Here is an 18,436-nt window from a genome sequence, read left to right on the forward strand (position 1 = left end):
TCACTCCCGGCGGTCATGCCGGGCCGCGCGCGGCCCTGTGTCGGGGGGGCTGCGCCGTGACTCGTCTGACCGCTGAATTTTGGGTGCAGGCCTATTTGGCGCGGCTCAGGTTTCAGGACATCCCTGCGTTTGTGGTCTCCCATGGGGATAATACGGCCGGCGCGGTTCTGGTGAAGCTGAACACGCTGGACGGACAGGCGGTTGCGTTTCAACGTTCGTATGATCTGATGAGCGGGGAACGCCAATGGGTCGAACTGGCCAAGGGTGATGAGTGCGAGATTGACGCCTCGGTCCGCAAGCAGCGTGAGTTTGATCCCGATCTGTGGGTCATCGAGGTCGAGGATCGCCAGGGGCGGCATCTGTTGGGCGAACCGGGGTTAGAGTAATTACCAACCGTTGGTTTTGTGCAGGATGTCGTGGCCTGTCGCCGAAGGCGTGCCACCCGCAAAGTCACGGACTTTGCCAGCGAAGGTATTGAAATACTTCTGCGACTGGACATGAGCCAATGTTTCGGCGCTGTCCCAGCGACCCCAATGGAACCGGGTTTCGTCGTCGTCTGCGGTCGCCACTTGGTAGGTGAATTTGCCGACGACCTCGGGGTCACTGTCGATGGCGGCAATGAAATCAGACACGGCGGTTTGCCAGTCTTCTTCGTTGCCGTTGTATTTGTAAGTGATAGTGATGCCGCGCATGATGCAGCCCCTTTAGGTAAATGCAGCGTAAAGCAGAGGTAGCCAAATGTTGGCAGCAATCAAGGGATAGCTTGCAGTTTACCCAGGCTTGCGATCTGTTGCCGGGTGACATCAACCAGCCACGGGGAGGGCAGCCAGTGGAGTGGCGTGATCACGGCATTATGCTGAACCTGCGCCGCCATGGCGAAAGCTCGGCGATTATTGATGTCTTTACCGAGGGACACGGGCGTCATGCGGGCGTGGTGCGGGGCGGTGCCAGTCGCAAGCAGGCGCCAGTGTTGCAGCCCGGCGCGCAACTGGATCTGATCTGGCGGGCCCGGCTAGAGGATCACCTGGGACATTATCAGGCCGAGCTTTTGCGCAGCAGGGCGGCTGCGGCGTTTTCGGGGCGCTTGGCGCTGGCCGGGTTAAATGCGGTGACCGCGCTGCTGTCCTTTTGCCTGCCGGAACGAGAGCCCCATGGCGATCTGTACACTAAGTCGGAACAGCTATTGGACCTGCTGGAGCAGGAGGAGCTTTGGCCGCTGGCCTATTTGAACTGGGAACTGGCCCTGCTGGAGGAGATGGGGTTTGGGCTGGACCTAACCAGCTGTGCGGTGACAGGTGCGCGTGAGGGGCTGATCTATGTCTCCCCGAAATCTGGCCGGGCAGTGTCAGCGAAAGGCGCAGGGGACTGGGCCAGCCGGTTGTTGCCACTGCCGCCAGTGTTGCGCGGTGAGGGCGACGGTGAGGACGCCGAGATCGCGCAGGGGCTTCGCACCACGGGCTTTTTCCTTGAGGCCCGTCTGGCCCCGTCGCTTGGCCGTCATCCCCTGCCCGAAGCCAGAGGGCGTTTTGTTGATGCCTTTACTCGGCGGCTGTAAAAATCATCTCGCGGCCATCGGTGTTGCTGAGGATCAGGGTGGCACCTGACACTTCGGAGAGGGACATATCCTGCAGCGTTTGCAGGAATTGACGTTCCAAAGCGAGTGCATCGCAGGCCATCCGGGTGACGCTTACTTGCTGGACATCGAACCAGGGGTAGGGGGCCTCCATCACTGCGCCATAGGTGTTGCAGGGGGCAGACCCGGCAATGCGCCCGGGTTCGGGAAAGCGCAGGTTGGCGGTGGAGGGAAAGGGCTGCCCATCAAGTTCAATCAGCCGCCATTCAATGTTCGCCGCGCCATAGGCCGAGACAGTCTCGTCGCTTCGGCAAGCGGCCAGGCTAAGGCTGATGAGGCCAAGGGGGATCAGGATAGGTGGTAATCGCATGGCGCCACCCTACGCCAGATGGGCGGGTGTTCAAGCCGGGTGCTTTGCGGGGTGATGATCACTCGGCTTGTATGATGGCCGCAATCTTGTTGCCGATCGCGGTGCTGGCCTTGATTGAGGGGTGGATCATGTCCAGTGCATGGAAGGACCGGTCGCCGTTTGGAACCAGATCCCGCAGCGACAGAAAATAGACGCCGCTGTCAAGGTCGGCCAGACGGGATACGCGCTGTTCCAGGATGTCACCTTCGGTGCGGCAGTGTTCAATCGCAGAGCCGACGCCGGGGCTGCGCAGATATCCAACATAGATGACCTTTGCCCCGGTTTTGCGCAGGTCCGAAACCATGCCCGGAATGGCGCCCGTGGTTCCGTCTTCCGAGACCAGCCTGTCCAGTTTGGTATCGCAGGCAATACAGCCGCAGCCCAGCAACAGATCGTTGCCGCCACCGTTCACGATGATCCACTCCCAGTTGCCGGGTTTGTATTGTTTGCGGATGTTCAGACCGGCGCTGCCCGAAATCGGCAGGCGATAGATGACCCGTGCGGCAGAGACCGAGCGATCAACCACCGGTTCGTCCAGGGTTTTGGCAATGGAATTCGGGATCGACTGGCCGCTTATGTTGTTCCAGGCCATCAGGGAATCGCCCATCGCCAGGATGCGGGTGGGCTGATCATTGGGGACGGAGCCAGAGCATCCGGTCAACAGGGCCGTGACGGCAATCAAGTGGGCTAGAAAACGCATGAGGTCTTATACCGGCAAAGGTGAGATAGGATAACTGCATCGATCAGAAACAGTCTCTTTCCGCGTTCTGGCGTTGTTGGGGGGCAAAAAAGCCCGGCTCACTGGCCGGGCTGATGTGCAATGATCTGCGGAGTGTTGGGGGCGGGTCAGGCCAGCAGACGGCGGGCGATGACTTGGGCCTGAATTTCTGCGGCCCCCTCAAAGATGTTAAGGATGCGGGCATCACACAGCACCCGGCTGATTTTGTATTCCATGGCAAAGCCGTTGCCGCCGTGGATCTGCAAGCCATTGTCCGCCGCAGCCCAGGCCACGCGGGCGCCCAGCAGCTTGGCCATGCCGGCCTCTAGATCGCAGCGGTGGCCATTGTCCTTCTCCCAGGCCGAGAAATAGGTCAGCTGGCGGGCGATCATGATCTCCACAACCATCATTGCCAGCTTGCCCGACACGCGTGGGAATTCGATCAGGGATTTACCGAATTGCTTGCGGTCCACAGCATATTGCGTGGCGATATCCAGCGCTGATTGCGCCACGCCTATGGCACGGGCAGCCGTCTGAATGCGCGCGGATTCAAAGGTCTCCATCAACTGTTTGAAGCCTTTGCCCTCGGCCCCGCCCAGCAGGTTTTCACCTTTGACCTTGAACCCGTCAAAGGCCAGTTCGTATTCCTTCATACCGCGATAGCCCAGCACCTCGATCTCGCCGCCGGTCATGCCTTCGGTTGGGAATGGATCCTGCTCGGTGCCCGGGGTCTTTTCCGCCAGAAACATCGACAGCCCACGGTGATCTGTGGTGTCAGGATCGGTGCGGGCCAGCAGGGTCATTACATGGGTGCGGGCGGCATGGGTGATCCAGGTTTTGTTGCCGGTAATGGTATAGTCCCCAGCCTCACCCTTGACCGCGCGAGTGCGCAAAGAGCCAAGGTCAGAGCCTGTATTTGGCTCGGTAAACACCGCAGTTGGCAGAATTTCGGCGCTGGCGATCTTGGGCAGCCAGTTGGCTTTCTGCTCATCAGTGCCACCGCAGATGATCAGTTCGGCTGCGATCTCGCTGCGCGTGCCCAACGAACCGACACCGATGTAGCCACGTGACAGTTCTTCGGACACCACCACCATCGAGGCTTTGGACAGGCCAAAGCCGCCGAACTCTTCGGGGATGGTCAGGCCAAAGACGCCCATTTCGGCCAGCTCGTCGATGATCTCCATTGGGATCAATTCGTCCTTGAGGTGCCAATCATGGGCGTGCGGTTCGACACGGTCGATGGCGAAACGACGGAATTGCTCGCGGATCATTTCCAGTTCTTCGTCCAGCCCGGTCGCACCGGTGGTCAGATTGGCAGATTGCTCCTGCATCAGTTCGACCAAACGGCTGCGCGCGGCCTGTGTGTTGCCGGACTGGGTCAGGGTTACGACCGCAGGCTGCATCAGCGCGGCCAGCGCGTCCGGGCCGAGGCCCATATCCTGCAGGCGGACAACCTCGCCCTGGTTCATCTGAATGCCGCCGTGGATCTGACTAAGGTATTCGCCAAATGCGATCTGGTGGATCAACTGCTCCACCTCGCCGAATTTCCCATCACTCTGCAGGCGCTCGGCCCATTTCTGCATTTGCACAAGGCTTTGGTGGTAGGTGGCCAGCCAGGACAACCCATGCGCCGCAGTTTGGTTCTGTTCGATCAACCGCCCCGAGACGCGCCCGTCTTCGCTGACCAGTGCAGCCACAGAAGTGCGAGCGGATTGAAACAAGGTGTCCACGGGCGGCAGAGCAGCATTGGTCAGCGCCAGAAGATCACTAAGAAGGGTCGTTGTCATAGTCGTGTCCTGTTCGTCTTGGGCGATGGGCCATATCAAAGTGGTCCTGACAGGTGGTAGTCACTTTGCAGCTGCAGCGCAACATAAATGCGCTGCAATGCGGCATTATTGGCAATTATTGCGCGTGCATTTCCTGCGTGCAGCGCTGGCCGGATATGGTACAGGGGATCTATGGATAGCTTGTTTATGTTACTTTCGCCTGCTCAACTGGCCGCTGCCATTGGCGTTGCCCTGTTGGCCGGAGTGATCAAGGGGATGGTCGGATTTGCCATGCCGACGGTTCTTATTTCCGGGCTCAGCTTGTTTCTTAGCCCAGAACTGGCGCTGGCAGGTTTGATTCTGGCGACCGTGCTTAGCAATGGGATACAGGCGCTGCGGCAGGGCTGGTCTGCGGCCTGGCAATCGGTGCGGCGGTTTCGGGTGTTCTTGCTGGTTGGGTTGCTGTTCCTGCTGTTCAGCGCGCAGCTGGTGCGGTTGCTGCCAACGCAGGTTTTGCTATTGGTGCTGGGTGTTCCCATCACCATTTTTGCGTTCCTGCAGCTGATTGGCCTGCGGTTTCATCTGCAGAACCCATCACCCCGGATTGAGGCGGCCGTGGGCGCCTTTGCCGGCTTTATTGGCGGCTTGTCCGGTGTATGGGGCCCCCCGACGGTGGCTTATCTGACCGCACTGGACACCCCCAAGGGTGAGCAAATCCGGGTGCAGGGGGTTATCTACGGATTGGGAGCTGTGGCCCTGCTGGCGGCCCATACGGCCTCGGGTGTGTTGCGGGCCGAGACCCTGCCGCTGTCCCTGGCGCTGCTGCCTCCGGCGATGCTGGGCATGTGGGTCGGGGTGCGCTGGCATGACAGCATTGATCAGGCCACATTTCGCAAGGTGACCCTGGCGGTGCTGGCGGTTGCCGGGCTGAACCTGGTGCGGCGCGGCGTGTTTGGATGAGGGCGGCCATATGATTCGTTCACTCTCGGCTGAACGGCTGGCGCTTGGCTCCATTGTGGTGTCCCTGCTGGTCTTGGGGCTGAAATATCTGGCCTGGTGGATGACCGGATCTGTGGCGTTGTATTCCGACGCGCTGGAATCGCTGGTCAATGTTGGCGGAGCCCTGCTGGCCCTGCTTGCTGTGCGGTATGCCCAACGCCCTGCCGATCACGATCATCCCTTTGGCCATCATAAGGCCGAATATTTTTCGGCAGTAGCCGAGGGCATCATGATCGTGCTGGCGGCATTGTTGATTGTGCATCAAGCGCTGATGGCCCTTTCGGCCCCGGACCTCAGCAGCCTTGGCCCTGTTGGTATGGCGGTGAATGCTTTGGCAATGGTGATCAATCTGACCTGGGCAAGAGTTCTGATTGTCTGGGCCCGCAAGCATCACTCGCCTGCTATGGCAGCCAGTGGTCGCCATTTGATGAGCGATGTGTGGACGTCGGTTGGGGTGCTGGGGGGCTTGGGGCTGGCCGTGCTGACCGGATGGGCAGTGCTGGATCCAATTCTGGCCATCATCGTTGCCCTGAATATCCTGCGCGAAGGCCTGATGGTGATCCGCTCTTCCATCGGGGGCTTGATGGATACGGCTGCTGATCCGGCGGAACAGGCGCAGATTGAAGCGATCATTCACGCGGCAGCCATTGGCGCGTTGCAGGTGCATGACATCCGCAGCCGCCGGGCGGGGCAGGCCTTGTTCGTCGAGTTTCACATGGTGGTGTCCGGCGCCATGACCGTTGCGACCTCGCATGAGATCTGTGATCGCGTGGAGATGGCGCTGCAGGCGCAGATTCCCGGGATAAAAACCACCATCCACGTTGAACCGGACAGCAAACTGGAGCCGGATGGCTTGAACCCGGCATAGCCATTCAGCGTCCAAAACAGTGTCGGGTGGATGCTGGCGCGCAGCAGACGGTCGACAGCAAAAGGCCCCGGAAATCCGAGGCCTTCTATTTGTGTCAGATCTGTCTCAGCTGATCGCTGCGGTTTTTACGTCGTCATCAATGTAAGGCAGATACTGCTCAAAGTTTGACGAGAACATCTGAACCAGCTTGGCAGCCTGTGCGTCATAAGCCGCCTGATCGTCCCAGGTGCGGCGTGGGTCCAGCAGAACCTCGGCAACGCCGGGGACTGACACTGGCACGTCAAATCCAAAGTTGCTGTCCTTGCGGAACTCAACCTCGGCCAGTGATCCATCCAATGCCGATGTCAGCAATGCACGTGTAGCACGGATTGGCATCCGCGAACCGATACCATAGGCACCACCAGTCCAGCCGGTATTGACCAGCCAGCAAGTTGCACCATGCTCGGCAATTTTTTCACGCAGCAGGTTGCCATAGGCCTCGGGGCGACGCGGCATGAACGGGGCGCCAAAACAGGTCGAGAAGGTTGGCTCTGGTTCTGTCACACCACGTTCGGTTCCGGCCACTTTTGATGTGAACCCGGACAAGAAGTGATACATCGCCTGCGCCGGGGTTAGCCGGGCAATGGGCGGCAGTACACCAAAGGCATCACAGGTCAGCATGATGATGTTCTTGGGGTGACCACCCATCGCCGTCTTCGAGGCGTTGGCGATGTATTCAAGGGGGTAGGCGCAGCGCATGTTGGCGGTCAGGCTGTCGTCCTTGAAATCCAGCTTTTTGGTTTCCGCGTCGAACACCATGTTTTCAATCACGGTGCCAAATTTGGACGTGGTGGCATAGATCTCTGGCTCGGCTTCGGCGTTCAGGTTGATCGTCTTGGCATAGCAGCCACCTTCGAAGTTGAAGGTGCCGTTGTTGGACCAGCCGTGCTCGTCATCGCCGATCAGAGTGCGCGACGGATCCGCAGACAGGGTGGTTTTACCGGTGCCGGACAGGCCAAAGAAAATCGCCGAATCGACGGGGTTTCCAGTGGCGTGGTTGGCTGAGCAGTGCATCGGCATGATGCCTTTTTCAGGCAACAGGTAGTTCAGCAGTGTGAACACCGATTTTTTGTTTTCGCCGGCATATTCTGTACCGCCGATCAGAATCAACTTACGCTCGAAATTCATCGCGATGACGGTTTCAGACCGGCAGTTGTGGCGTTTCGGGTCGGCCTGAAAACTGGGGCAGTTGATGACCGTGTAATCCGCCAGAAAATCGTCCAGGTCCTCGCGATCCGGGCGCCGCAGCATGTGGCGGATGAACAGGTTATGCCAGGCCAGCTCGGTGACCATGCGAACATTGATCGAGGACGCAGGGTCCGAGCCGCCGATCAGATCCTGAACAAAGTACTCTTTGCCCTTCATGTGCTCCAGCATATCCGCGTAGAGAACATCGAACCCTTCGGGGCTCATCTCGGTGTTGTTCTCCCACCAGATGGTGTCGAGAACATTCGCGGTTTTCACCACGTGTTTGTCCTTGGGGGAGCGGCCTGTGAATTTACCAGTCGAGACCAAAAAGGCCCCGCCATTGCCCAAAGTTCCTTCATCACGCTTCAGCGCGGCCTCAATCAGTGCCGGTTCCATATAGTTGTAATAGACATGTCCCAGACCCTCGATGCCCTGATCCTCGAGTCTGAATTGCGGGTTCACCCGTCCAAATGTCATCAGTTCTTTCTCCTATGTCGGCGGGCTACGAATTTTGGTGCAACCGCGCCGTGGGGCTATGGAAACGATCATGCGATCGATAATTGGGGTCTTAACATGTTGATTTAGGGTGTGAACAGGAGGCTTCCCCTAGTTAGCGCAATCAAAGCAATGTTTAGCGCAACCATTCTTTTTTCGCTGAAATCTTTAGCGCTTGTTCAGGCAATACTAAGGTATTTTTGTCTCTATAAGGTCGCAACATTGCCCCTATTGGTTAATGGGGATTGATTCGAACCAGCAGAACAGCGATGAATACTGCAAAAAACAAGCAGTTCAGAGCAGATTAGGGGCACATCAGATGTCAAAGATTGCATTGGTTGACGATGACAGGAATATCCTGACGTCCGTCTCGATGACACTTGAAGCCGAGGGCTTTGAGGTTGAAACGTATAACGATGGGCAGGCGGCGTTGGACGCCTTCAACAAAAAGCTGCCGGATATGGCCGTGCTGGACATTAAGATGCCGCGCATGGACGGTATGGATCTGTTGCAGCGGCTGCGTCAGAAATCGCAGATGCCGGTGATCTTCCTGACCTCCAAGGACGATGAAATCGACGAGGTTCTTGGCCTGCGCATGGGCGCTGATGACTACGTCAAAAAACCTTTTTCGCAGCGTTTGCTGGTTGAGCGTATTCGCGCCCTGCTGCGCCGCCAGGACGCGATCAACGGTGATGCCGAAGGCAGCACGCAAGTGGCTGAAACCAAGGTCATGGAGCGCGGCTTGCTGCGGATGGACCCGCTGCGCCATTCGGTCAGCTGGAAAGACAAAGACGTCTCGCTGACAGTGACCGAATTTTTGCTGCTGCAAGCCCTGGCGCAACGCCCCGGCTTTGTCAAAAGCCGTGACCAGCTGATGGATGTGGCCTATGATGATCAAGTCTATGTAGACGATCGGACGATTGATAGTCATATCAAGCGGTTGCGTAAAAAGATGCGCAACGCGGATCCAGACTTCTCAGCGATTGAGACACTGTATGGCATCGGCTACCGGTATAACGAAGACTAAGCGACCCAGGTGGGTCTTGGTGGAAGGGCGCGGCTTATGCGCGACACGGGAACGACAGATAGCCAGCACGACGGTGACGTTGTCTTGGGCGACGATTGGGTTGCTCCAGACAACACAGTCGAGCGCGAAATGCTGGCCAAGCGGGCACGCCGCGGGCTGTTCTCGCTTAAGGGATCGCCGCTGACACGCAAGATCATCACCTTTAATCTGATTGCTCTGATCATTCTGGTCGCGGGTATTTTGTACCTCAATTCGTCTCGTCAGAGTCTGGTGCTGCAGCGCGCCGGCGCCGTTGTTGGCGAAGCCCGGCTGATTGCGGATGTGTTTGAGGCGCAATTGCCAGCCAGCGGCGCGGTTAGTCTTGCAGCTGGCGATGGCATCGATGTCGGGGCCACCCTGGAGGGGTTGAGCCTGCGGACAGGTGTCGAGGTTTTTGTTTTTGACATATCCGAAAACCTGATTGCCCAAACGTTAGGAAATTCCGAGAGCCAAGCGGTGGATCTGCTGAACGATGGCCAAACCGGACGTACGCTGATCAGCGACGGGCTTTCTGCAATATGGGGTGCAGCTGAGCGGTTGGTGTCGTCCGAACAGGTCACCGAGCATGTCTCTCTTGAACACCAATTGCGTCTGATGGTGCCGCGCGTGCTGTCCGATGGCACAAAAATCGAACCGGTTGTTGATACTGCCGGCGGCACTGTTTTTTCAGCGGTGACACCGATCATGCAAAATGGCGACCCCATTGGGGTGGTCGCTGTGGCGTCACCAACGGGCGAGATCGACGCCTTAGTTCGGGCCGAGCGCGAGCGGGTTTTGCAGATGTTCGTCATCGCACTGCTGGTGTCTGTTGGCCTGTCTCTGGTGCTGGCCTCGACCATCGCCAACCCATTGGCAGATCTCGCCGAAGCCGCCGAGTTGGGCCGTGATCGCGACACCCGCCGGGTTCAGCCGGGCCGCATCCGAATCCCGGATCTGTCGGCCCGCCCGGATGAAATTGGTCGACTGAGCCGGGCGCTGCGCGGCATGGTCAAGGCCTTGTACAGTCGCATCGACAGCAACGAGCAGTTTGCTGCGGATGTTGCGCATGAAATCAAGAACCCCTTAGCCAGCCTGCAATCAGCGGTTGGGACACTGCGCATCGTCAAGCGTGAGGATCAACGCGAAACCCTGTTGTCAGTGATCGAACATGATGTGCGGCGGCTGGACCGGCTGGTCAGCGACATTTCCAACGCCTCACGCCTGGATGCAGAATTGGTAAAAGAAGAAGAAGAGCAGTTCGACCTGCTGGAAATGATTGGCAACCTGAACCAGTATCTGGGCGAAGATGCCCGGGGTAAGGGGATCGATTATATCACAGACCTGACTGAAGGCCCGATTATGATTACCGGGCTAGAGGCGCGGTTGGCGCAGGTCTTTGTCAATCTGATCACCAATGCAATTTCGTTCTGCGACGAGGGTGACGCGATTCGTGTCTGGGCCCGACGCCGCGCGAACCGGGTGCTGATCGTGGTTGAAGATACCGGCCCGGGCATCCCGGAGCAGGCGCTCAGTAAAATCTTCAAACGGTTCTATTCACAGCGTCCCGAAGAGCATTTCGGCAATAACTCGGGTCTTGGGCTGGCGATTTCAAAACAGATCGTCGAGGCACATGGCGGCGTGGTCTGGGCCGAAAACATTCGCCCAACCGAAGTTGATATGACGTCAGAGCCATTGGGCGCCCGGTTTGTCGTCGGCCTGCCGGTCTAAACGATGGGCGGCACAGGTGACATGTGCTTGCATGCAAGTTGCGTGACCCTGGATGGAAATGGATTGCTGATCCTTGGTGGCTCGGGCAGTGGTAAATCGACACTGGCCCTCTCACTGATGGCACTGGGTGCTGTGTTGATCGCAGATGACAGGGTGCTGTTGAGCCATGAACAAGGGGATCTGATTGCCCGCTCACCAACCCAGATCAGCGGCTTGATCGAAGCGCGTGGGCTGGGCATTTTACGCGCCGACCAGTGCGATCAGACCACAGTTGGTACTGTGATCGATATGGACAGGCCAGAGGTTGAACGGCTGCCACCGGTGCGAACCATCGCGTTATTGGGGCAAACGGTAACGCTGTTACACAGACCTGACATTGCCCATTTGGCGCCAACCCTGTTACAATACCTCAAACGTGGACGACAGGACCCGGATGCAGAAACGTAGTGACTCTTTGATGCCTTTGGTGCTGGTGACTGGCCCGTCTGGTGCGGGGCGGTCCAGTGCAATCAATGTGCTTGAAGACCTGGGGTTTGAGGCGATTGATAACCTGCCGCTGCGACTGTTGCCGCGATTGGTGCTCACCGATAGGCTTGAATCCCCAATGGCGCTGGGACTGGACAGCCGAAACCGTGATTTCACCCCCGAGGCGCTGCTGGACCTGATCGCGGTGTTTGAAGGCTATCACCATGTTGCGCTGACTGTGCTATACTTGGATGCACGGCCTGACGTTTTGCTGCGGCGGTATTCGGAAACCCGCCGTCGTCATCCCTTGGCGCCTGCAGAGACACCAGAGATTGGCGTCAGCCGCGAGCTGGACCTGATGCGTCCGATTCGCGATCGGGCCGACATGTTGCTTGATACCTCGGACTTGAATGTGCACCAGCTGAAAGCGGAGATAGAACATTGGTTCGCCCCGGATGGCCGCTCACTTGCCCTGTCATTACAAAGCTTTTCGTACAAACGGGGCATCCCCCACAGTGTGGATATGGTGTTTGATTGCCGTTTTCTGACCAACCCCTATTGGCAGGAAGGCCTGCGCGGATTGGATGGGCGTGACCCGGCAGTACAGGCACATGTGAAAACGGACCCGCGATATAGTGACTTCTTTGACCGGGTGCTGGGACTAACGGAATTGTTGCTGCCCGCCTACCGCGAAGAGGGGAAATCACACCTTTCAATCGCCTTTGGCTGCACCGGTGGCCAACATAGATCAGTGACATTGGCAGAAACACTCGCCAAAGCCCTTGCAGAAGGTGGTCAGCAAGTGTCAATTAGACATCGCGAGCTGCAAGGCCAGCAGTAGAACAGAGAGGCCGGATTGATCGGAATTGTGATTGTCGCGCACGGTGGACTTGCCGGGGAATATGTGGCCGCGTTGGAGCATGTTGTCGGTGAACAACCGTCGCTAAAGGCGATATCCATTGGCCCGGAAGATGACCGGGACGTTAAGCAAAAAGAGATATGCGCTGCTGCCGAGGAGGTGGACAGCGGGTCCGGCGTTGTGGTGGTCACTGATCTGTTTGGCGGCTCACCGTCGAACCTGAGTCTGAAAGCCTGTACCCCGTCCAATCGCCGCATTCTTTACGGCGCGAACCTGCCACTGCTTATTAAGCTGGCAAAGTCCCGCCACATGCCAGTTGCGGATGCCGTCCGTCAGGCCCTGGAAGCGGGCAAGAAGTATATCAATTCCCAAAATATCAGCCCCGAGGGGGAATAATTGATTTAGATGACGCAAAAAACACTCAAAATCGTAAATCAAAAAGGGTTGCATGCCCGTGCATCGGCTAAACTGGTCGAAGTGGTCGAGGGCTTTGACGCATCGGCCGAAGTTTCACGGGATGGATTGTCCGCCTCGGGCGATAGCATCATGGGACTTTTGATGTTGGCAGCCTCAATAGGAACGACTATTGACGTCGAAACCTCGGGCCCGGACAGTGATGCTCTGGCCCAGGCTTTAGAAACATTGGTGGCTGATAAGTTTGGCGAAGGCTTTTGAGCCGGACCCGCATTCGAGAAGACAGGAATTGAGCTGTGGCGGATACCACTCAGGACAGGGACGGCAACCGCGTCACGCAGGCGGGTGAGCAAAGCGGCGAGGTTTATAACCGCCGGGCGCTGACCTATGCCAATTCCTTTGATGATCCCTGGACCTCGGGTGCGATCCGCGCCATCGAATGGGCCACTGGCAAATTCACTATCCTGCGCATGGTTAGTAAGTTTGAAAAACACAATGCCGAGTATCGCGGCCAGAAGTTCTGGCGCGGTGCCCTGGCGATTATGGGGATTGAGCTGCAAACCCCGGTCGAGCAGTTGCAGAACATTCCAACCGAGGGCCCCGTTGTCATCGTCGCAAACCATCCGCACGGCATGGTTGATGGAATGGTTTTTGCTGAATTGGTTGGGCGGGTTCGCCAGGATTACCGCATCCTGACCCGTTCGGTTCTGACTGGTTTGGACGAGGCGGCGACCTCGTTCATGATTCCGGTGCCGTTCCCGGACGATCCCGAGGCGCAGCGCAAGATGGTAGAAATGCGGGCGAAGGCGATGGCGCATTTGAAAGAGGGCGGCGTGGTTGCCCTGTTCCCATCGGGTGTGGTGATGACATCTGATACCTGGTTTGGGCCGGCGCAGGAAGCTGAGTGGAATGTTTTCACGGCGCAGATGATTCGCCGGTCCGGTGCAAAAGTTGTGCCGCTCTATTTCCCCGGTAGCAATTCACGGGCCTATCAGATTGCCAATAAGATCTCAGCGGTGTTGCGACAAGGCTTGCTGTTGCATGAGATTGTTCGGTCGTGCAATCGCCCGCAGTCGCCGATCATCGGTGAAGTTGTGACTGACGCACAGATGGAACAGCTGAAAAGCGATCCGCGTGGCTTCATGGCCTGGTTGCGGCAACACACATTGAAGCTGGGCGACAAGGGCTAGCCACGGGTTTTCAAGAAATGAGCGCCTTTGGCGCACAGGCCTATTCCCCGCAGACCCGTACGCACCGTCCCGTGAAGATTGGGCGTGTCACGGGTTGCGCGGTTTCAGGTGCCGCCCTGTGTCAGCAGAGCAGCCGTGATCCGGAAGAGACCGGGTCAGCGGGTCGGAACAGGTGTTTCGCCGCGGTAATCGTAGAATCCACGTTGAGTCTTGCGGCCAAGCCAGCCGGCCTCGACATATTTGGTCAGCAGCGGGCAGGGGCGGTATTTGGTGTCAGCAAGCCCATCATGCAACACGTTCATAATCGCCAGACAGGTGTCCAGACCAATAAAGTCAGCCAGCTCTAACGGGCCCATCGGATGGTTGGCCCCCAGTTTCAGGGATAGGTCAATGGACTGCACCGAGCCAACGCCCTCGTAGAGAGTATAGACCGCCTCGTTGATCATCGGCATCAGGATGCGGTTGACGATAAAGGCGGGGAAGTCCTCGGCGCTGGCAGCGGTCTTGTTCAACCGCTCGACCACGCCGTGGCAGGCTGCATATGTTTCCTTATCCGTGGCGATGCCGCGAATCAGTTCGACCAATTGCATCACCGGCACCGGGTTCATGAAGTGGAAACCCATGAATCGCTCGGGTCTGTCGGTGCGGGACGCCAGTCGGGTGATGGAGATCGACGAGGTGTTTGAGGTCAGGATGGTATGTGGCAGCAAATGTGGCAGCAACTCATCGAAAATTGCTTGTTTAATCGTTTCCCGCTCGGTTGCGGCTTCAATCACCAGATCAGTGGCCCCAACATCTGCCAGGGCTAATGTCGGGGTGATCCGGGCCATTGCAGTTGACATCGCTTCGGCCGGAATTTTGCCCTTGCTGACCTGGCGGGCCATATTTTTCTCTATGGATTCAATGGCACTGTCCAAGGCTTGTTGGCTGACGTCGTTCAGAACAACATCATAGTCCGCCAGAGCCATCACATGGGCGATGCCGTTGCCCATCTGTCCTGCTCCGATAATGCCGATTTTTTGGATGGTCATGACTTGGGCCTTTCGGGTTGCCTGCGGCGCGATCTTAACGAGCGGGTCATGCCAGGTACAAGTGGGATCGACCCGTATTTAAGCGATTTTTAACATTAGCCTTTTGGCAAGATTCTCGCGTCACAGTAGTACTCGGGTGAAAATTGGTGGAAACTATGAGCTATGAACTGACAGGCGCGTCAGCGCTATCGGACGAGCCATGCCGATATGGCAAATCAAAATTATTAGTAAGGGGGCCCCGTCGGGACCTTGAAGATCCGTATCTCGCATTTATGGGTGGAGCAGAAGTTTACGGGCGGTTTGTTGAACGCCCTTTTGTCGCTCGCCTTGAAGAAACGTTGGGGCGGCCCTGTGTGAATCTTGGCAGTGTAAATGCCGGCCTGGACAGTTTTGTTCAGGATGAAGAATTGAAACTGGTGGCACGGGGTGCTGATCTTACGGTGCTACAGGTGCTGAGCGCCCAGAATATCTCGAACCAAATGTACCGGGTGCATCCACGGCGCAATGATCGGTTCTTGCAGGCCAGTGAAGCCCTGACGGCATTGTACAGTGATGTGGATTTTACCGAGTTCCATTTCAATAAGCATTTGCTGACCGGGCTGGACGCTTGTTCGGCTGAACGATTTGTTGCGGTGCGCAGCGAGCTGGAGACGGCTTGGGTCGAGCGTATGCGCCAAATAATCGAAGAGCTGGACGGCCAGGTTGTACTGCTGTGGTTGCGCTATGATCTGGACAAAGGGGCCAGGGGAAGCAGTCTGCTGGGGCAGGAACCCACCATGGTAGAGGCCGCGATGATTGACGCTTTGCGCGGTCACGTGCAGGGGGTCATTGAATTACCAGTGCAGACTGCGGGCGCGGCTGATGATGTCGACGGCATGGTGCTGGGACAGATGGATTTGCCTGCCGCAGGGCGTACGATTGGCCCGATGGAACACATGCGCATCGCCAATGCAGCTGCTGAAGGCCTGCGTAAGGTTCTGGCCGAAGGCTGAGACGAACTGGTTTCAAACAAAAAGGCCCGCAGGTGATCGGCGGGCCTTTTGTTAACAATGTAGGGTGCGTGCTGGCACGCAGCGCTGGGACTTAGCCAAGCTTTTCGGTCAGTTCCGGCACGGCCTGGAACAGGTCTGCAACCAGACCAAAATCAGCCACCTGGAAGATCGGCGCTTCTTCGTCTTTGTTGATCGCAACGATGACCTTGGAGTCTTTCATGCCAGCCAGGTGTTGGATCGCACCTGAGATGCCAACGGCAACATAGAGGTCCGGAGCAACAACTTTACCGGTCTGGCCAACTTGCCAGTCGTTCGGGGCATAGCCTGAATCGACTGCCGCGCGGGACGCACCAACTGCGGCACCCAGTTTGTCTGCCAGGGCTTCGATCAGCTTGAAGTCGTCCTCGGAGCCAACACCACGACCACCGGAAACAACCACGCCAGCCGATGTCAGCTCGGGGCGATCGCTTGCGGCAACCTTGTCTTCAACCCATTCGGACAGGCCGGGGTTTTCAACAGCGCCGATGGTTTCAACCGATGCCGAGCCGCCGTCTGCGGCCGCGTCAAAGGTCGATGTCCGGAAGGAGATTACCTTCTTGGCGTCGGTTGATTTGATGGTCTGGATCGCATTACCAGCATAGATCGGACGCTCAAAGGTGTTGCCATCGACAACGCCAGAAACATCCGACAGAACCATCACGTCCAGAAGTGCAGCCACGCGGGGCAGAACGTTCTTGGCGTCAGTGGTGGCTGGGGCAACGATGTGCTCGTAGTCGCCTGCCAGGCTGGCGATCAGTGCCGCAGTAGGTTCCGCAAGGCGGTGACCCAGCGAGGCATCTTCGGCAACCAGAACGCGGGCAACGCCAGCGATTTTGGCGGCGTCGTCAGCAGCAGCAGCGGCGGATGCGCCGGCACAGAGCACGGTGATGTCGCCCAGAGAACCAGCAGCAGTTACTGCTTTGGCAGTGGCATCCAGCGCCAGCGCGCCGTCGGTCACTTCAGCAAGGAGAAGAACAGCCATTACACAGCCCCCGCTTCTTTGAGTTTCTCAATCAGTTCGTCAACCGAGCCAACCATGATGCCAGCCGCGCGGGCGTCGGGTTCTGTTGTCGAGACAATTTCCAGACGCGGGGTGACATCAACACCGTAATCTTCGGCGGTTTTGGCATCCATCGGCTTTTTCTTGGCCTTCATGATGTTCGGCAGCGAGGCATACCGTGGCTCGTTCAGGCGCAGGTCAACCGAGATGATAGCAGGCATTGCAACCTTGATGGTCTGCAAGCCGCCGTCAACTTCGCGGGTCACAACAGCGCTGTCGCCGTCAATGTCCAGCTCCGAGGCGAACGTACCCTGCGACCAGCCCAGCAGTGCAGATAGCATCTGGCCGGTGGCGTTCATGTCGTTGTCGATGGCTTGCTTGCCACAGAGAACCAGACCGGGCTGTTCTTCGTCGACAATCGCCTTCAGGATCTTGGCAACGGCCAGTGGCTCGATGTCGGTTTGCACGTCGTCGGCAGCGACAACCAAAATGGCACGGTCGGCGCCCATGGCCAGGGCCGTGCGCAGGGTTTCCTGCGCCTGCTTGACGCCGATCGAGACCGCGATGATCTCGTCTGCCTTGCCGGCCTCTTTCAGGCGAATGGCCTCTTCGACGGCAATCTCGTCAAAGGGGTTCATCGACATTTTGACATTGGCGAGATCGACACCGCTTCCATCCGCTTTGACACGAACTTTCACGTTATAGTCGATCACACGTTTGACAGGCACAAGTACCTTCATTTTGCGTATCTCCTTAACAAACGGCGAGCCGTCCAAGCGACTCCCCCTCTATGCTCTCGGTGCGTTGATACCGACTGCTTTGCGACTGCAACAGAGAAAAATCGTCACATTAGTGCTCGCCGACGTCGCGTTTGCTCATTTGCAGGGCTATCTTTGCAAGAATGTTTCCGATGGAAAATTGTCAGTTCCTCACATAGCCCTATCCAGCCACCGACATGGTGTGTCAGCGGCTGTCGAGAGGGAGGTGCATTAAGTGATTCGCGATTGCCCTGTGGTTGCGTGTGGGCCGACAATTAACGATTGGCGCCGGGAACCCACAGCACGTCGTCAGAGCCATTATTATTGGCCACACGGGCGGCAACAAAGAACCAGTCAGACAGCCGGTTCAGGTATTTCACCGCGGCTGGATTGACCGCTTCACTGGTGGCCAACTCGGTGGTCAGGCGCTCTGCGCGGCGCGCCACGGTGCGGCAGACATGCAGATGTGCAGAGAGTGCGGACCCCCCCGGCAGCACAAAGCTGCGCAGTGGCGACAGATCCTTGTTCATCGCGTCGATCTCGGCCTCTAGCCGGTCCACCTGCGTCGCAGCCATGCGCAGCGGCGGATATTCGGCCTTGGCGTCCTGCTCCATATCGGGGCGACAAAGATCAGCGCCAAGATCAAACAGGTCGTTTTGAATACGCGCCAAGGCGCCATCCATTGCCGTGTTCTGGGCGCTTTCAGCGTCAAGCCGGGCCACCCCAACAAAGGCGTTCAGCTCGTCCGAGGTGCCATAGGCGTTGACGCGGGCGTCGTGTTTGGCGACGCGAGTGCCATTGCCAAGCGCGGTGTCGCCCTTATCGCCGGTGCGGGTGTAGATCTTGTTCAGAACCACCAT

Annotated in this window: 21 protein-coding genes; 12 read left to right on the top strand and 9 right to left on the bottom strand. The window is 57.8% G+C overall.

Translation table 11 applies throughout. The features are described 5' to 3' along the window. The first annotated feature begins 56 nt into the window (after window positions 1–56). Entirely contained in the window at window positions 57–386 is a 330-nt protein-coding gene (locus EBB79_RS01085) for a DUF1491 family protein (RefSeq protein WP_127747069.1), read from the top strand. On the opposite strand, the gene EBB79_RS01090 is transcribed toward EBB79_RS01085, so the two are convergent. Further along, the gene (locus EBB79_RS01090; RefSeq protein WP_127747070.1) at window positions 387–692 is read right to left on the bottom strand and encodes a hypothetical protein; all 306 of its coding nucleotides are present in this window, start codon (window positions 690–692) and stop codon (window positions 387–389) included. Window positions 693–829: 137 nt separating this feature from the next. Here EBB79_RS01090 and recO point away from each other — a divergent pair, with 137 nt between their 5' ends. After that, entirely contained in the window at window positions 830–1,555 is a 726-nt protein-coding gene (recO, locus tag EBB79_RS01095; RefSeq protein WP_127747071.1) for a DNA repair protein RecO, read from the top strand. Here recO and EBB79_RS01100 read toward each other — a convergent pair. The 3 genes from EBB79_RS01100 to EBB79_RS01110 all read right to left on the bottom strand — a co-directional run bounded on the left by EBB79_RS01100 (window position 1,539) and on the right by EBB79_RS01110 (window position 4,514). Further along, entirely contained in the window at window positions 1,539–1,943 is a 405-nt protein-coding gene (locus EBB79_RS01100) for an META domain-containing protein (protein ID WP_127747072.1), read from the bottom strand. The genes recO and EBB79_RS01100 overlap by 17 nt on opposite strands. Before the next feature lie 58 nt (window positions 1,944–2,001). After that, on the bottom strand, window positions 2,002–2,682 hold the full coding sequence (locus EBB79_RS01105) for an SGNH/GDSL hydrolase family protein (protein WP_238704968.1): 681 nt from the start codon (window positions 2,680–2,682) through the stop codon (window positions 2,002–2,004). A 146-nt stretch (window positions 2,683–2,828) separates the two neighbouring features. Then, window positions 2,829–4,514 (bottom strand): acyl-CoA dehydrogenase family protein, encoded by a 1,686-nt coding sequence (locus EBB79_RS01110; protein ID WP_127750829.1) that lies wholly within the window; start codon window positions 4,512–4,514, stop codon window positions 2,829–2,831. 144 nt (window positions 4,515–4,658) lie between these two features. On the opposite strand from EBB79_RS01110, the gene EBB79_RS01115 reads away from it, so the two are divergent. Together EBB79_RS01115 and EBB79_RS01120 are read left to right on the top strand one after the other, a co-directional pair. After that, complete coding sequence (locus tag EBB79_RS01115) at window positions 4,659–5,426, top strand: sulfite exporter TauE/SafE family protein (RefSeq protein ID WP_127747073.1); 768 nt, start codon at window positions 4,659–4,661, stop codon at window positions 5,424–5,426. 10 nt (window positions 5,427–5,436) lie between these two features. After that, on the top strand, window positions 5,437–6,333 hold the full coding sequence (locus EBB79_RS01120) for a cation diffusion facilitator family transporter (RefSeq protein ID WP_127747074.1): 897 nt from the start codon (window positions 5,437–5,439) through the stop codon (window positions 6,331–6,333). Window positions 6,334–6,438: 105 nt separating this feature from the next. On the opposite strand, the gene EBB79_RS01125 is transcribed toward EBB79_RS01120, so the two are convergent. Then, entirely contained in the window at window positions 6,439–8,037 is a 1,599-nt protein-coding gene (locus EBB79_RS01125; protein WP_127747075.1) for a phosphoenolpyruvate carboxykinase, read from the bottom strand. A 337-nt stretch (window positions 8,038–8,374) separates the two neighbouring features. On the opposite strand from EBB79_RS01125, the gene EBB79_RS01130 reads away from it, so the two are divergent. Genes EBB79_RS01130 through EBB79_RS01160 form a run of 7 tightly spaced genes read left to right on the top strand, consistent with a single transcriptional unit; the run spans window position 8,375 to window position 13,756 of the window. Then, window positions 8,375–9,082, top strand: a complete 708-nt coding sequence (locus tag EBB79_RS01130; protein WP_127747076.1) for a response regulator transcription factor — start codon at window positions 8,375–8,377, stop codon at window positions 9,080–9,082. Between the two features lie 36 nt (window positions 9,083–9,118). Continuing rightward, window positions 9,119–10,828 carry a sensor histidine kinase gene (locus tag EBB79_RS01135; protein ID WP_127747077.1) on the top strand — a complete coding sequence of 570 codons (1,710 nt, stop codon included), beginning with the start codon at window positions 9,119–9,121 and terminating at the stop codon, window positions 10,826–10,828. 42 nt (window positions 10,829–10,870) lie between these two features. After that, window positions 10,871–11,275 carry an HPr kinase/phosphorylase gene (locus EBB79_RS01140; RefSeq protein ID WP_338045785.1) on the top strand — a complete coding sequence of 135 codons (405 nt, stop codon included), beginning with the start codon at window positions 10,871–10,873 and terminating at the stop codon, window positions 11,273–11,275. Next, entirely contained in the window at window positions 11,262–12,134 is an 873-nt protein-coding gene (gene rapZ / locus EBB79_RS01145) for an RNase adapter RapZ (protein ID WP_127747079.1), read from the top strand. Before EBB79_RS01140 ends, rapZ begins: the two co-directional genes overlap by 14 nt. Window positions 12,135–12,149: 15 nt before the next feature. Further along, window positions 12,150–12,548, top strand: a complete 399-nt coding sequence (locus EBB79_RS01150; protein ID WP_127747080.1) for a PTS sugar transporter subunit IIA — start codon at window positions 12,150–12,152, stop codon at window positions 12,546–12,548. Between the two features lie 9 nt (window positions 12,549–12,557). Next, on the top strand, window positions 12,558–12,827 hold the full coding sequence (locus tag EBB79_RS01155) for an HPr family phosphocarrier protein (protein WP_127747081.1): 270 nt from the start codon (window positions 12,558–12,560) through the stop codon (window positions 12,825–12,827). 35 nt (window positions 12,828–12,862) lie between these two features. After that, on the top strand, window positions 12,863–13,756 hold the full coding sequence (locus EBB79_RS01160; RefSeq protein WP_127747082.1) for a lysophospholipid acyltransferase family protein: 894 nt from the start codon (window positions 12,863–12,865) through the stop codon (window positions 13,754–13,756). A 155-nt stretch (window positions 13,757–13,911) separates the two neighbouring features. On the opposite strand, the gene EBB79_RS01165 is transcribed toward EBB79_RS01160, so the two are convergent. Next, entirely contained in the window at window positions 13,912–14,787 is an 876-nt protein-coding gene (locus EBB79_RS01165) for a 3-hydroxybutyryl-CoA dehydrogenase (protein ID WP_127747083.1), read from the bottom strand. Between the two features lie 155 nt (window positions 14,788–14,942). On the opposite strand from EBB79_RS01165, the gene EBB79_RS01170 reads away from it, so the two are divergent. Beyond that, a complete protein-coding gene (locus EBB79_RS01170; RefSeq protein ID WP_127747084.1) occupies window positions 14,943–15,779 on the top strand; it encodes a DUF6473 family protein in 837 nt (278 codons plus the stop codon). 91 nt (window positions 15,780–15,870) lie between these two features. Here the strand turns inward: EBB79_RS01170 and EBB79_RS01175 are convergent, their stop codons facing one another. The 3 genes from EBB79_RS01175 to EBB79_RS01185 form a co-directional block, all read right to left on the bottom strand. Beyond that, a complete protein-coding gene (locus tag EBB79_RS01175; RefSeq protein WP_127747085.1) occupies window positions 15,871–16,800 on the bottom strand; it encodes an electron transfer flavoprotein subunit alpha/FixB family protein in 930 nt (309 codons plus the stop codon). Then, on the bottom strand, window positions 16,800–17,558 hold the full coding sequence (locus EBB79_RS01180) for an electron transfer flavoprotein subunit beta/FixA family protein (RefSeq protein WP_127747086.1): 759 nt from the start codon (window positions 17,556–17,558) through the stop codon (window positions 16,800–16,802). The genes EBB79_RS01175 and EBB79_RS01180 overlap by 1 nt, the downstream gene beginning before the upstream one ends. Window positions 17,559–17,851: 293 nt before the next feature. Continuing rightward, a complete protein-coding gene (locus EBB79_RS01185; protein ID WP_127747087.1) occupies window positions 17,852–18,436 on the bottom strand; it encodes a cob(I)yrinic acid a,c-diamide adenosyltransferase in 585 nt (194 codons plus the stop codon).

This window comes from Parasedimentitalea marina, from assembly GCF_004006175.1.
Classification (GTDB): Bacteria; Pseudomonadota; Alphaproteobacteria; order Rhodobacterales; family Rhodobacteraceae; genus Parasedimentitalea; species Parasedimentitalea marina.

Coding starts and splice junctions, on each gene's coding strand:
- EBB79_RS01090 (WP_127747070.1), bottom strand. CDS start 692: ATGCGCGGCATCACTATCACTTACAAATACAACGGCAACGAAGAAGAC.
- EBB79_RS01100 (WP_127747072.1), bottom strand. CDS start 1,943: ATGCGATTACCACCTATCCTGATCCCCCTTGGCCTCATCAGCCTTAGC.
- EBB79_RS01105 (WP_238704968.1), bottom strand. CDS start 2,682: ATGCGTTTTCTAGCCCACTTGATTGCCGTCACGGCCCTGTTGACCGGA.
- EBB79_RS01115 (WP_127747073.1), top strand. CDS start 4,659: ATGGATAGCTTGTTTATGTTACTTTCGCCTGCTCAACTGGCCGCTGCC.
- EBB79_RS01120 (WP_127747074.1), top strand. CDS start 5,437: ATGATTCGTTCACTCTCGGCTGAACGGCTGGCGCTTGGCTCCATTGTG.
- EBB79_RS01125 (WP_127747075.1), bottom strand. CDS start 8,037: ATGACATTTGGACGGGTGAACCCGCAATTCAGACTCGAGGATCAGGGC.
- EBB79_RS01130 (WP_127747076.1), top strand. CDS start 8,375: ATGTCAAAGATTGCATTGGTTGACGATGACAGGAATATCCTGACGTCC.
- EBB79_RS01135 (WP_127747077.1), top strand. CDS start 9,119: ATGCGCGACACGGGAACGACAGATAGCCAGCACGACGGTGACGTTGTC.
- rapZ (WP_127747079.1), top strand. CDS start 11,262: ATGCAGAAACGTAGTGACTCTTTGATGCCTTTGGTGCTGGTGACTGGC.
- EBB79_RS01155 (WP_127747081.1), top strand. CDS start 12,558: ATGACGCAAAAAACACTCAAAATCGTAAATCAAAAAGGGTTGCATGCC.
- EBB79_RS01165 (WP_127747083.1), bottom strand. CDS start 14,787: ATGACCATCCAAAAAATCGGCATTATCGGAGCAGGACAGATGGGCAAC.
- EBB79_RS01170 (WP_127747084.1), top strand. CDS start 14,943: ATGAGCTATGAACTGACAGGCGCGTCAGCGCTATCGGACGAGCCATGC.
- EBB79_RS01175 (WP_127747085.1), bottom strand. CDS start 16,800: ATGGCTGTTCTTCTCCTTGCTGAAGTGACCGACGGCGCGCTGGCGCTG.
- EBB79_RS01180 (WP_127747086.1), bottom strand. CDS start 17,558: ATGAAGGTACTTGTGCCTGTCAAACGTGTGATCGACTATAACGTGAAA.
- EBB79_RS01185 (WP_127747087.1), bottom strand. CDS start 18,436: ATGGTGGTTCTGAACAAGATCTACACCCGCACCGGCGATAAGGGCGAC.